General features: G+C 69.5%; 10 protein-coding genes and 2 pseudogenes. 6 read left to right on the top strand and 6 right to left on the bottom strand.

Annotated elements, in window-relative coordinates:
• Positions 1-57 precede the first annotated feature (57 nt).
• Both AC3ERT_RS31395 and AC3ERT_RS31390 read left to right on the top strand, forming a co-directional pair.
• The gene (locus AC3ERT_RS31395) at positions 58-504 is read left to right on the top strand and encodes a hypothetical protein (protein ID WP_435178222.1); all 447 of its coding nucleotides are present in this window, start codon (positions 58-60) and stop codon (positions 502-504) included.
• A gap of 81 nt (positions 505-585) precedes the next feature.
• On the top strand, positions 586-1494 hold the full coding sequence (locus tag AC3ERT_RS31390) for a TVP38/TMEM64 family protein (protein WP_435130740.1): 909 nt from the start codon (positions 586-588) through the stop codon (positions 1492-1494).
• On the opposite strand, the gene AC3ERT_RS31385 is transcribed toward AC3ERT_RS31390, so the two are convergent.
• Positions 1448-2065 (bottom strand): flavin reductase family protein, encoded by a 618-nt coding sequence (locus tag AC3ERT_RS31385; protein ID WP_435130741.1) that lies wholly within the window; start codon positions 2063-2065, stop codon positions 1448-1450. The genes AC3ERT_RS31390 and AC3ERT_RS31385 overlap by 47 nt on opposite strands.
• On the opposite strand from AC3ERT_RS31385, the pseudogene AC3ERT_RS31380 reads away from it, so the two are divergent.
• Positions 2058-2582 (top strand): annotated as a pseudogene (locus AC3ERT_RS31380) (recombinase family protein); the annotation flags it as partial. The gene AC3ERT_RS31385 and the pseudogene AC3ERT_RS31380 sit on opposite strands and share 8 nt — an antisense overlap.
• Positions 2583-2715: 133 nt before the next feature.
• Entirely contained in the window at positions 2716-4137 is a 1422-nt protein-coding gene (locus AC3ERT_RS31375; RefSeq protein WP_435178220.1) for a recombinase family protein, read from the top strand.
• Between the two features lie 267 nt (positions 4138-4404).
• Here the strand turns inward: AC3ERT_RS31375 and AC3ERT_RS31370 are convergent, their stop codons facing one another.
• Complete coding sequence (locus AC3ERT_RS31370; protein ID WP_435178218.1) at positions 4405-5697, bottom strand: IS256 family transposase; 1293 nt, start codon at positions 5695-5697, stop codon at positions 4405-4407.
• Between the two features lie 164 nt (positions 5698-5861).
• Here AC3ERT_RS31370 and AC3ERT_RS31365 point away from each other — a divergent pair, with 164 nt between their 5' ends.
• Positions 5862-7067 (top strand): IS256 family transposase, encoded by a 1206-nt coding sequence (locus AC3ERT_RS31365; protein WP_435178256.1) that lies wholly within the window; start codon positions 5862-5864, stop codon positions 7065-7067.
• A gap of 23 nt (positions 7068-7090) precedes the next feature.
• Here AC3ERT_RS31365 and AC3ERT_RS31360 read toward each other — a convergent pair whose 3' ends face one another.
• From AC3ERT_RS31360 to AC3ERT_RS31345, 4 genes and pseudogenes are all read right to left on the bottom strand, one after another.
• Complete coding sequence (locus tag AC3ERT_RS31360) at positions 7091-8899, bottom strand: relaxase/mobilization nuclease domain-containing protein (protein ID WP_435178216.1); 1809 nt, start codon at positions 8897-8899, stop codon at positions 7091-7093.
• A 337-nt stretch (positions 8900-9236) separates the two neighbouring features.
• Positions 9237-9599 carry a DUF6086 family protein gene (locus tag AC3ERT_RS31355; RefSeq protein WP_435130744.1) on the bottom strand — a complete coding sequence of 121 codons (363 nt, stop codon included), beginning with the start codon at positions 9597-9599 and terminating at the stop codon, positions 9237-9239.
• A 28-nt stretch (positions 9600-9627) separates the two neighbouring features.
• Positions 9628-9928 (bottom strand): annotated as a pseudogene (locus AC3ERT_RS31350) (L-serine ammonia-lyase, iron-sulfur-dependent, subunit alpha); the annotation flags it as partial.
• Positions 9929-10111: 183 nt separating this feature from the next.
• Complete coding sequence (locus tag AC3ERT_RS31345) at positions 10112-11074, bottom strand: transcriptional regulator (protein ID WP_435130745.1); 963 nt, start codon at positions 11072-11074, stop codon at positions 10112-10114.
• Between the two features lie 352 nt (positions 11075-11426).
• Between AC3ERT_RS31345 and AC3ERT_RS31340 the strand changes: the two genes are divergently transcribed.
• Complete coding sequence (locus AC3ERT_RS31340) at positions 11427-12224, top strand: G1 family glutamic endopeptidase (RefSeq protein ID WP_435130746.1); 798 nt, start codon at positions 11427-11429, stop codon at positions 12222-12224.
• The last annotated feature ends 186 nt before the right edge of the window (positions 12225-12410 follow it).

Genomic DNA, 12410 nt, shown 5'->3' with positions numbered 1-12410 from the left:
GGACCCTCAGGCGCCGCGGCAGCGCACCTACCCACGCATCGGACGGACGAGCACTCCATGGCGGACCCGACCACGGACCCCCGCAGTTCCGGCGACCCGCACGGCACCGACGTGCCCCGGGTGCTGTGCGACCTCGGCGCGCTGTCCGCCGCGGCCGAGTCCGCCGGGGCCGACGGGGCCGACGAGGGCGCGGCCGCACCGGCCGGGGCGCTGTGGCGGCTGACCGAGCCGGGCCGCCAGCTCGACGCGAACCTCGTCCGTCTCCCGCCGGACGCGCGGGTCGAGGCCCACACCGAGGGCGACCTCGATGTCCTGCTGGCGGTCGTCGCCGGCGGCGGCACCCTCGGCGGCGCGCCCGACCCGCAGCCGCTCGCGCCCGGCAGCCTGGTGTGGCTGCCGCACGGCGCCGCGCGCTCCCTGGCGGCGGGCGCGGCGGGCCTGTCGTACCTGACCGTCCACCGCCGCCGGCCGGGTATGAAGATCGGGCGCCGCACGGACACCTGACAGCCGCCTGCGCGTGCGCGGCAGTTGACGCGCGGCGGCCGCGCTGCGCGGCCTGCCGGCCGGCTCGGTTAGGCTCGGCGGATGGCGAAGCCCGGGGCCGACCTGACGCCCGAACCGCCGGGGCCGCGCGCCCGTGGCATCCGTGACGTCCGCGACCTGCGGGACCTGCGGGGCCTGCGCCGGGCCGCGGCGCGCACCCTCGTACGCTGCTCGCGCGGGATGATGGCGCCCTGGACGCGCTTCGGGCTGCTCGTCGCGGTCCTCGCCGCCGGGATCGCCCTGGTACTCGCCTGGCACCCGCAGCAACTGCTCACCCACGGCTGGCCGCCGCGGACCTCGGGCGCCACCGCTGTCCTGGTCTTCGCGGTGGCGTACGGCGTCGCGACCGTCGTGTTCGTGCCGCGCCCCCTGCTCAACGCCGCGGCCGGGGCGCTCTACGGCATCCACGCGGGGCTCCCGGCGGCGATCGGCGGCACCGTGCTCGGCGCCGGGCTCGCCTTCCTGCTCGGCCGGTTCCTCGGGCGCGACGCCGTACGGCCGCTGCTGCGCGGCCGGTTCGTGCTGTCGCTGGACCGGCAGCTCAGCCGGCACGGCTTCCGCAGCACCCTCGCGCTGCGACTCTTCCCCGGGGTGCCGTTCGCCGCCGCGAACTACGCGGCGGCGCTGTCCCGTATCCGGCTGGCGCCCTTCCTCACCGCCACGGCCGCGGGCAGCGCCGCGAACACCGCCGCCTACGTCGTCGCGGGCGCCCGGGCCGCGTCGCCGACCTCCCCGGCGTTCCTGCTCGCGCTGGGCTTCCTCGGGGTGACCGCGGTCGCGGCCACCACCTTCGCCCGGCGCCGCACGCGCGGCGCCCCCGCGCCCGCGGACGGGCTCGGCGATGCGCTCGGCGACGGGCTCAGCAAGTGGCCGGACGAGGCGCCCGGCGACGGGTCCGCCGAGGTCAGCGGCCCTGCGGACGCTGCCACTCCTCCAGCGGAATCCGCTTGATCTCCAGGATGTCGCCGAGGGCGCCCCACTCGTCCTTGCCGAGCCGGGCGAGCGGCCGCAGCGCGCGGATGTCCGGCAGCCCGTCGGCCATCACCGCTTCCGAGACCGCCGCGTAGACCACGCGCCCGAACACCACGGTCGAGTCGCCCAGCCGGACCGTGCTGTGCAGTTCGCACTCCAGCGCCACCGGCGACGCCGCCACCCGCGGCGGCTTCACCCGCGCACTGGGCTCGCGGGCGATCCCCACCTCGTCGAACTCGCTCACCCCGTGCGGAAAGGCGGTCCCCGTGGCGTTGATCTCCTCGAAGAGGTGCTCCGGCGCGAGGTTCACCACGAACTGCCCGGTCTGCTCGACGTTGCGCACCGAGTCCTTCCGCCCCACCGACGTGAACTGCACGATCGGCGGGCTGACGCACGCCACCGTGAAGAAGCTGTGCGGTGCGAGGTTGTCAGAAACCCCGTCTCGGTCGGTCGTCGACACCCAGGCGATCGGCCGGGGCACAACCACCGAGGTCAGCAGCTTGTAGAAGGCGTTACGGTCCGTCTGGGCAGGGTCGAAGTCGATGCGCATGGGGCCAGTATCCACGCGTTCGTTCGACGTCTCCCCTACCAGGGGATCGCGCCGCGACCAAACCTTCGGTTCTCCGGACAGTGCCCGGTATCGGACGACTACTGGACCGAAAGCCGAGCCCGTGACCACCACCCCACCGTCCCCTTGGGACGATCTCACCATCCCGCCCCATGCCCGCAAGCGCGGCGTCACCCTCAACCTGTACGACCAGCTCTCCGCCTACGTCCCGAAACGCCCCGGCGCCTACCTTCGGATCTCCAGCGACCGCTTCGGCCTGGAAGCAGGCGTGGACCGCCAGAACGACGACGCCGAAGACACCCGCGCCCGGCTCGGCTGGGCCCCGTTCGCGAAGGTCTACCGCGAGAACGACACCTCGGCTTTCAAGAAGCGCAAGGTCATCCGCCCGGACGGCTCCATCGACTGGGTCGTCCTGCGCCCGAAGTTCCGGCAACTCCTGGCCGATCTGGCCGACGGGGTGATCGACGGCGTCATCTTCTACGACCTCGACCGCCTCGTCCGTCAGCCTCGCGACCTCGAAGACCTCATCGACATCGTCGAGTACGTCCAGCACCCGGTCGTCGGCGCCACCGGCGGACGCATGAACCTCATCAACGACAACGACCCGCCACATGGCCCGCATGATGTGCGTGATGGCGCTGAAGTCCTCCGAGGACACTGCCCGCCGCGTCGCCCGCATGCACCTCGCCGCCGCCCAGCAGGGCAAGGTCCAAGGCCGGATCGCCTACGGATGGATCCGCTCGGGGCCCGACAAGGGCCGCCACCTCCCCGAGGAAGCCAGCGTGGTGCGCGCCCTCTTCGCCGGCTGCCTCATCGGCGAGACCGCCTACTCCCTCGCCGCCGGCCTCAACGCACGTGGCATCCCGGCACCGCAAGCCGACCGCTGGTCCTCCACGACCGTCAACAAGATGCTCCGCAACCCCCGCTACGCCGGCATGGCCTCCTACGGCGGCAAACACCGCATCGAACCCGCCCTCGAATGGGACGGCTGGTCACACGTCCTCTTCGACGACGACGGCCACCCCCTGCTCGGCAACTGGGACCCGATCATCGACCCCAAGGACTGGTCCCGCGTCCAGTTCGAACTCCAACTCCGCCGCCAAGCCTCCGGCATCCCTGCCGGCAGCAGCCGCCCGCCCGTCACGCCGAAGTACCTGCTCTCCGGAATCCTGCGCTGCGGAAAATGCGGCCGCGGCCTGGTCAGCAACCTGGACCGCAAAAAGAAATACCGCACCTACCGCTGCCCTCCCTCCGCTCACGGCGGCTGCGGAGGCATCCACATCGCCGCCGACACCACCGAGAAGGCCGTCGAGCGAGCCCTCACCACGTACTTCGAACAGCTCCTCGCCACGATGCGGCACCAGCACCGGCACGACGACACGGCCCAGGACACACAGCTGACCAACACGCGCAGCGCCCTCGCGGCCGAACACGCCCGTAAGCAGGACCTGATGCGCCGGTGGGCCGACAACACCCTCTCTCAAACGGCCCTCACCGAAGACGACTTCTTCCAGCTCATCCACGCCATCAACAAGAAGATCGCCACACTCCAGGACTTCCTCGCCGCCGCCGAAGCCTCCACCCCCACCACGGCGCCCCCCTCCCGACGCCGACCAGTGGCTGCACGGGACCGTCAACCAGCGCCGCACTCTCATCCGCCGCTACCTCCACGGCATCACCGTCCAGCCAGCCCCCAAGGCACACGTCTTCAACCGCACCCACATCGTCCACGAACGTCTCCAACCCCACTGGCGAACCGCAGAGGAACTCGCCGCCTGAACCTGACGGAGGGTGGACTCCGGCGTCCTGCCGACCGGAGCCCACCCCCGTCAACCTCATGCAGCCAACTGGACCAACACCTTGCACAGCCACACCCCCTCCAACTCCCCCACCGTCGGTGCCCCGCTCAAGAACTCCTCCACCCACTCCCGCTCGCCCGCACTCAAGTCCTCCCCAGTCCCCGGGCGAACCCGAGACAAGTCCTCGCCCCCGAAATTCGTCACCGTCCGACAACGACGCACCACGAATCACCTCACCCATCAGCTCACGAATAGCACCGTCACCACGATCACCCCACACCCCCGCTTGGAGCAGCCGCAGATTGGTGGTACGGAGCCGACGGCACCTACGGCAGCCAGATCGCCAACCCATCCAGTGCCCTGTCCCCAACGCGTCCTCAACGAGTCCCCACGAGGCCGCACGGCCGAGCTCACGGAGCATCGCCCCAGCTCAGAACATGACTGAACTCTGCCGCAGCAGATTGGCCGGGAGTGTCTAATAAAGGGACTGTCAAACGAGCGGTGTAACTGGGGTTGTTGTACTTACTGGCGAGCCGCCGTCAGGCGGCCGTCGAAGGTGATGTCGAAGGCGTTCAGCGCGGTCTTCCAGCGCATGGTCCAGCGGGCCTGTCCCTTGCCGGTGGGATCGAGAGACATGATCGCCATGTAGACGCACTTCAGGGCGGCTTGCTCGTTGGGGAAGTGTCCGCGGGCCTTGACCGCCCGACGGATCCGGGCGTTCACGGACTCGATCGCGTTCGTGGTGCAGACGATGCGGCGGATCTCGGTGTCGAACCGCAGGAACGGGGTGAACTCCTCCCACGCGTTCTCCCACAGCTTCACGATCGCCGGGTACTTCCGACCCCAGGCATCGGCGAACTCCGCGAACCGGTCCAGCGCGGCCTCCTCGGTGGCAGCGATATAGACGGGCTTGAGGAGACGGGCGATCTTGTCCGAGTCCTGGCGGGCGGCATAGCGGAAGGAGTTCCGCAGCAGGTGCACCACGCAGGTCTGCACGATCGTGCGGGGCCAGACCGTCTCCACCGCCTCGGGCAGCCCCCTGAGCCCGTCGCAGACGAGCATGAGCACGTCGCCGACGCCGCGGTTCTTAATCTCGGTGAGGATGTGCATCCAGTGCTTGGCACCCTCACCGCCGTCGCCGGCCCACAACCCTAGAATCTCCCGCCGGCCCTCGGCGGTGACTGCCAGGGCCACATAGATGGGCCGGTTGGCGACCGCACCGTCGCGGATCTTCACGTGGATGGCGTCGATGAAGAGCACCGGATAGACGGCGTCGAGCGGTCGGCTCTGCCATTCGGCCATGCCCTCGAGGACCTTGTCGGTGATGGTGGAGATGGTCTGCCGGGAAACCTCGGCGCCATAGACCTCGACCAGGTGGGCCTGGACCTCGCCGGTGGTCAGGCCCTTCGCGGCCAGCGAGATGACCATCTCGTCGACGCCGGACAGACGCTTCTGCCGCTTCTTGACGATCTTCGGTTCGAAGGAGCCATCACGGTCACGGGGCACGGTTATCTCCACCGGACCGACATCGGTCAGCACCGTCTTGGAGCGTGTGCCGTTGCGGGAGTTGCCGCCGTTCTTACCGGCCGCGTCGTGCTTGTCATAGCCGAGGTGGTCGGTGATCTCGCCCTCCAGGGCAGACTCCAGCAGTCGCTTGGTCAGCTGCTGCAGCAGCCCGCCCTCACCGGTCAACTGCAGGCCCTCGGCCTGGGCCCGACCCACCAGCTCGTCGATCAACTGGTCATCCACGGCCCTCGCCGACGCGGCCTTCGTGGGCTCGACGGCTTCCGACGCGGACACGTTCTCACTGGTCATCGATGCATCTTCCATGATCGGGAGTTACACCGAACGTCTTACAGTCCCCTAATAAACGGCGGATCTGTTGATCATGGAGACGCCAAGTGAGTGAGATGACGATCGAGCCGGAGTCCGTGCCTGAACTGGCCGGTGCGGCCACGTCGGACGAGCAGTTGATCGCGATGCTGGTCGAGCGGGCCCGGAGTGAGGGCATGCAGCTGACCGGTGCCGGCGGGCTGCTGCAGCAGTTGACCAAGCGGGTGCTGGAGTCCGCCCTGGAGGGCGAGATCACCGATCACCTCGGCTATGACAAGCACGATGCAGCTGGCCGGAACAGCGGCAACAGCCGCAACGGCACCCGGGCGAAGACCGTGCTGACGGATGTCGGTCCGGTCGAGGTCAAGGTGCCCCGGGATGTGGAGGGCAGCTTCGAGCCGCAGATCGTCAAGAAGCGGCAGCGTCGGTTGACGGGCGTGGACGAGATGGTGTTGTCGCTGTCCGCGAAGGGCCTGACCCATGGGGAGATCTCCGCTCATCTGGCCGAGATTTACGGCGCCGAGGTCTCCAAGCAGACCATCTCCACCATCACCGACCAGGTGATGGACGGCATGGCCGAGTGGCAGAACCGGCCGCTCGACCGTGTTTATCCCGTTTTGTTCGTGGACGCCATCAACGTGAAGATCAGGGACGGGAAGGTCGCCAACCGGCCCGTCTACGTCGTCATGGCCGTCACCGTCGAGGGCACCCGCGACATCCTGGGCATCTGGGCCGGAGACGGGGGCGAGGGCGCGAAATACTGGCTGCAGGTGTTCACCGAGCTGAAGAACCGCGGCCTGGACGACGTGCTGATGCTGGTCTGCGACGGCCTCAAGGGCCTGCCCGATGCGGTCGAGACGGTCCGGCCCCGAACAATCGTTCAGACGTGCATTGTTCATCTCCTGCGCAACAGCTTCCGATACGCCTCGCGCGCGGACTGGGACAAGATCGCCAAGGCGCTCAAGCCTGTCTACGCGGCGCCGAACGAGAGCGCGGCAGCCGAGCGCTTCGGAGAGTTCCAGGACGCCTGGGGGAAGAAGTACCCGGCGATCATCAGGCTGTGGGAGAGCGCGTGGGCGGAGTTCGTGCCCTTCCTTTCCTTCGACGTCGAGATCCGCACCGTCATCTGCTCGACGAACGCCATCGAGTCCGTCAACGCGCGGATACGCAAGGCTGTCCGTGCCCGCGGGCACTTCCCCACCGAGACCGCCGCCCTGAAGTGCGTCTACATGGCGCTGATGAGCCTGGATCCGACCGGCAAGGGCCGCAAGCGCTGGACCATGCGCTGGAAGGCACCCCTGAACGCCTTCCAGATCGCCTTCGAAGGCCGTCTAACCCCGGCCAACAACTGAACCCCAACAACCAAGATCAGCCGTTAAATTGACACACCCCGCTTTCGCTGGAAGGCCGGCGAACTCGCAACTGATTGTTCAGCGCTGCGGGAAATGAGCGCTGCCGTCCGCTTGCGTTTTCGGTTTGGGGAGTGTGAGGACACGGCGGCCTTCGGATCGTCGGGCCAACCCTGCGGCTTGGAGGGTGCGGCGGTGGGGTGTGCGGGGAGGGCGGTGAGGCGGCTCAGCCGCCAGACGAGGACGTCGTTCACGTTGTCGGCGGAGTCGAGTTCGCGCATGTCGATGGCTTGTTGGAGCAGGGTGTCGGGGTCGTGGCCGGCTGCTCGGGCCTGGGCGAGGGTGGCGGCCAGGGCGTCGTGGTGCCGTTCGCCGTCCGGCCGCGGCGAAGCGCTTTCGGGTAGGGCTGCGCGGATGTTGGCCTCGTACTTTTGGCGTTCGGCCGCGGGCATCGCGCGGCCTTGGGCGTGGAGGGTACGCAGGGGTGCGGTCGCGGCCTGCCGATAAGCGGCACGGAGGTGCTGGGCGGTCTGGCGGGACGCTTCGGCCTGTTGGGCGTGGCCGCGGGCGGAGCGCCAGTGGGCGGCGGCGAGGGTGAGCAGGACGAGGGTGGACAGGAGCATGGCGGTGGTGGCTCCGTCTTCGCCGCGACCGAGTGCGCTGCCCGCGTGGATGATGCCGCGGGCAGCCGATCGAAGAGCGCGCGCGTCGGCGTGTTCGGCGCGGATGTGGCTACGGGTGGCGCGTTCGAAGGTGCGGACGGCGGCAGCCAGTTCGGCGCGGGTGGCGGCTGGGGAGGTCTGGGCGACGGCGTCGAGGAGTTCGCCGGTGCCGACGAGTTGGGCGGCGGCTTCGTCGTTGCCGTTGTCCAGGGCGAGGGCGGCGTGTTCGGCTGCGCCGGTGGCGATACGGCGGCCGCGGGCGGTCGGCGACCAGTCGGTCCGACCGGTGGCCGTGGCCCGCTCACCCGCAGCGCCGTCGGAGACGGTGCCGGTCAGGCGGAGGCGGATCTTGGGCAGGGACAGGTCGGGGGCGAGCTTGGAGCCGGGGAACCATACCGGCTCGCCCGCCCGGTTACGGTCGCCCGGCAGCGCGACCGCGTACCCGATGGTGTCTCCGGAGGGCGCCTCGCGCAGCTTGATCCGTACGCCCTTGTCCCGCAGCCGGGTGAAGAACTCGGCCTCGTCCGCGGCGCCGGCCACTGCGTGGCGGACGGCCTCCCGCAGCGTGTCGCGCGGAGTCTCGTCGCGGCCGGTGCGCTCGGCCTTGAACCGTTCGGCGCTGGTGGGGTTCTTCGCGGCGGTGCCATCACCCGCCTTCAGCCGGCGCAGCCCCAGCTCCTGCTCGATGCGGCGGCATTCGGCCTGGGCCTTCTTGAAGTCGTAGTTCATGCGGGGGCGGCGCAGGTCGCCTCGGACCATGGTGGCGAGGATGTGGATGTGGTCCTCGGCGTGGCGTACGGCGACCCAGCGGCAGCCGTCCGGGTCACCGTCGGGTACGAGTCCCACGGCCTGGACGAGGCGGCGGGCGACGCTGTTCCACTCGGCGTCGCTCAGGGGCCGGTCCCCAGGGGCGGTACGGACCGAGCAGTGCCACACGTGCTCGGCCGGCGCCCGGGCACCGGCCTGCTTGACGCGCAGGTCCAGTGCGTTGGCCAGCCGGGCGAGGGTGGCCCTCGGGTCGGGGACGGGGCTGGTGTCGCGGCCGGGGTCGGGAGCGAAGCCGTCCCAGGAGCCGACGAGGTGGGGGTCGACGTGCTCTTCACGCCTGCCCGGTCCGTAGAGGTAGACGAGCAGGCCGTAGGTACGGGCGCCGCGCCCTACGTCGGGGACCATCACGTCCGCCTCCTGACGAGGTGGTCCGCCGCGTCGTCGACGCGGGCCAGGACACGGGTCAGTACGGCGAGCGCGTGGTCGAGTTCGCCGGGGCGCGGTTGACCGTCGGCCCATCCACCTGCGGTGCAACACCACGGTGGATGGTTACACATCGAACCGTACACCTAACTCTCCGACGTTCGTCAAGTGCGGTGGCGCCATCCAGCGGCCAGCCGCTCCAGTCGTCCACTGGAGTGGATATGATCGGGCACGGGCAAGCAGGCCCTGACATAGCCGACAGACATGAGCGCACCTTCGCGGAGCTGCTCGACTACCTCTTCGGACTCGGTCGTTCCGGTCAGCGAGGCATGCGCTGCCCGAGCTCCCGTGTCTTCTCTCGCAGCCCCGCGCCCCAGGCACGTCCTTCGGCCGGAGCGGATATCCCTGCGGCTACGGAAATCTGGGCATCTTCGAGTACGCCCTCCGGCAGGGATCGGAACTGTGCCCAGTCCGCCCTGATCCCGGCGCGCTCGGCGAGAACCAGCACGGTGGCGGTGAACCCCTCGGAGGGCGCAAGCACTACGGCGTGGCTTGTTCTTCGGTGCTGCACCAGTAGGGCGTTGACGAGGATCTCGAAGACGGCCGGGGCGATCTGGCACTCGTCGTTCTCCATCGGTCCGATGCCGGATAAGAGTTCCAGCTCCGCCTCGAAAACCGACACTTGGCGTCGAACCCGACGGGAAACCCCGGCCGCCGCAAACGCTCTCCTCGTACTCGATCTTCATGTCCGCGCCGGTCTCGTTCATGGTCCTGATGACCTTATCGAGGGAGACGTGGTGGCGGCCATCGCGGCGCATCGCCATCCGGGCGGCGGTGACCGTCTTGACCGCGGCCATGCCGTTGCGCTCGATGTACGGGATCTGCACCAGGCCGGACGGGTCGTAGGTCAGGGCCGTGTTGTGCTCCATGCCGGTCTCGGGGGCGTTCTCCACCTGCTCGGGCATACCGGCCCAGAGCCTCGGCCAGGCCGCCCGCGGCCATCGAGCAGGACCTGTCCGGGCGCCGGACGCGACCCCGCTGTGGGCTCTGACCTGAACTCGGCAGCGTCCCTGCCGCTCGAAAGGCGCTGGCGCACATTGCAGCACGCCGCCATCAGCCCAGCCGGATGGACGACTTCGCCCGGGTCCCCCTCGTCGTCAACGGGATCTGGAATTGAGGAGCGTTGAGAAAACGTTACTCGGCATGCTGGTGCTGGTCTTCGGCGGCAAGTTGCCATCGCCAGGAGATGCCTGTTCGTCCTGGACCCGCCTGGGTGCTGATGACGTGGGCGCTGCCCCCGGAGAGCGTCAGCCTACGGTGCTGTTGACGGCCCTGACCAGCGGTGCCGCCATGGGAGACGACTTCCACGGGAAGCGCAGAAGGGTCGAACTGCACCTCCATCACGCAGTTCCCGGCCGGAGACTGATGGTGGACAATGAACTCGCGGCTCAGGGGGCGGGGTTCGCCGTGGATCAGGGTGACATCGAAGATGGCGGTCTCCCCACGCCGCAGCGCACGATCGAACAGCAGTTCCTGGACGATCATGCCGGTCGCGGTGTTCTCGAATGCGGCGCCTCGACGGCACGGCGGGCGCACCTCGACCCGCGGTACGGAGCCGGGCGTATCCGGAACGTGGGTGAGGATCGCCCGGTCCGGGCCGTCGCGCTCGGCCCGCACGACCTGCCGGAGCCAGATGCGATGCTCCCGTCCGTGGGCATCGAGTTCCAGACGCGCGTGGCGGCTGAGGCACCGCAGCGAGGAGATCCAGCGGGTATCCACCACGCAGAACGCCTCGTCGAGTTCTCTGCGCCGTGGCTCGGGCCAGACCTCGATGAGCCCCGGGGCGCCGGCTGCCATGCCCAGCCACCGCTTCCGGGACCTCGGCGGACCCAACAGGGCGCTCAGCGCGCCCGACGGCACCTCCAGGACCCGTTCCAGTGAGCCGAGCGCGGCGAGCGCGGCGGTCTGAGAAGGCTGGTACCGGCCCGAGCGCCAGCAACTGAGAGTCGCGGTGGACACCGGCGTACCGGCGAGTTCGAGGCGCTGGCGGATACGGTCCAGGGTCAGCCCACTGGACTCCATCGCCGCTCCCAGGGCAGCGGCGAACGGCCCGTCACGCAGTAGGGCGGTCAGCGATAGAGCGTCGTTCTCCGGCATGCCTACCACCTTTCCCCGAGGGCTGCGCTTGCAGTTCGCGGTCTGCTGAACCCCACTGGCCGGCCGAGGGCATCGCTCCGACGGCTTGGCACCCACCGAACTCACCGGCACGAGACGTGTCAAGAGCGTCCGCGCGACGGCTACCCGCCGTAGGCGGAGCGGCGCCGCGAGCGGAAACGGTGCGGCAGACCGCCGGTGTCGGCAACGCCTAACCCTTAACGGGCTGTTGATATTGCCATGGCCATGGCGCCTGCAGCAGCCTATCCACGTCGGCGTCGAAGCCGCCGACTCTCCCTCCCGGCGCCGGGATCACCGCACGCAGCCCCCTCCCCCTCACGACTGGAGAGCGTCCATGCGAACTTCCCGCGTCCCCCTCTTGCTGAGCGTCCTGGCCGTACCGGCAGTGCTCGCACTGGCAGCACCCGCCGCGTCTGCGACCACCGTCCAGGGCAGCCGCACCGCCGCCGCGGCCTCGCAGGTCGGCGGTGACCACGCCGTACAGGTCCACCGCGGCAGCCGCAGTACCTCCTACTCCGGCAACTGGTCCGGTTACGCGGCCGCCAACGGCAACGGCGGCGACACGCAGGTGTCCTCGTCCTGGGTCCAACCGGCCGTCGACTGTACTGTCACCCCCTCGGGCATGTCCTCGTTCTGGGTCGGGCTCGACGGGTGGACGAACGACGCGCTGGAGCAGACCGGCACCGAGGCCGACTGCGTCAACGGCCAGGCCAGCTACTACGCTTGGTGGGAGGTGCTGCCCGCGAACCAGAGTCTCTTCAGCGGCGTCACCGTGGCTCCCGGCGACCGTCTCAGCGCGGACGTGGTCGACAACGGGAACGGAACGTTCACGATGACCCTCGCCGACGCAACGCGCGGGTGGACCCGTACCAAGACAGCGGCCGGCTCGTCGAACCGCCAGGACAACTCGGCCGAGATCATCGCCGAAGCCACCTCCAACTACGGCGTCATACAGCCGCTTCCGGACTTCCGGACGGTGACCTTCACCGATGCCACCGTCAACGACAAGGGCATCGCGGGCTCTTCGCCCTTCGGCATCACCATGCGCAACAACGACAGCCGTGACATCACCGCCGTTCCTGGCAGCCTGTCCGGGGGGTCCTTCCCGGTCACCTGGCGCCAGGAGGACTGACGGCCCTTCCATCAGCGCACGGCGGGCGACCCGCACGGTGCGCGGGCAGCCCGTCGGTCCCACGCCGCCTGCGCGGCCCCGGCCGCTCCATGGAGCGGTCGGGGCCCTCCCCGGTTCGGCCCTACCCTCCACAGACACGGCCAGGAACGCTCCCGGTCCGCAAATGACGAGGAGCTCAGCGTGGCA

The sequence above is a fragment of the Actinacidiphila sp. bgisy145 genome, assembly GCF_057708125.1.
This window is presented reverse-complemented; position numbering and strand designations above follow the sequence as displayed.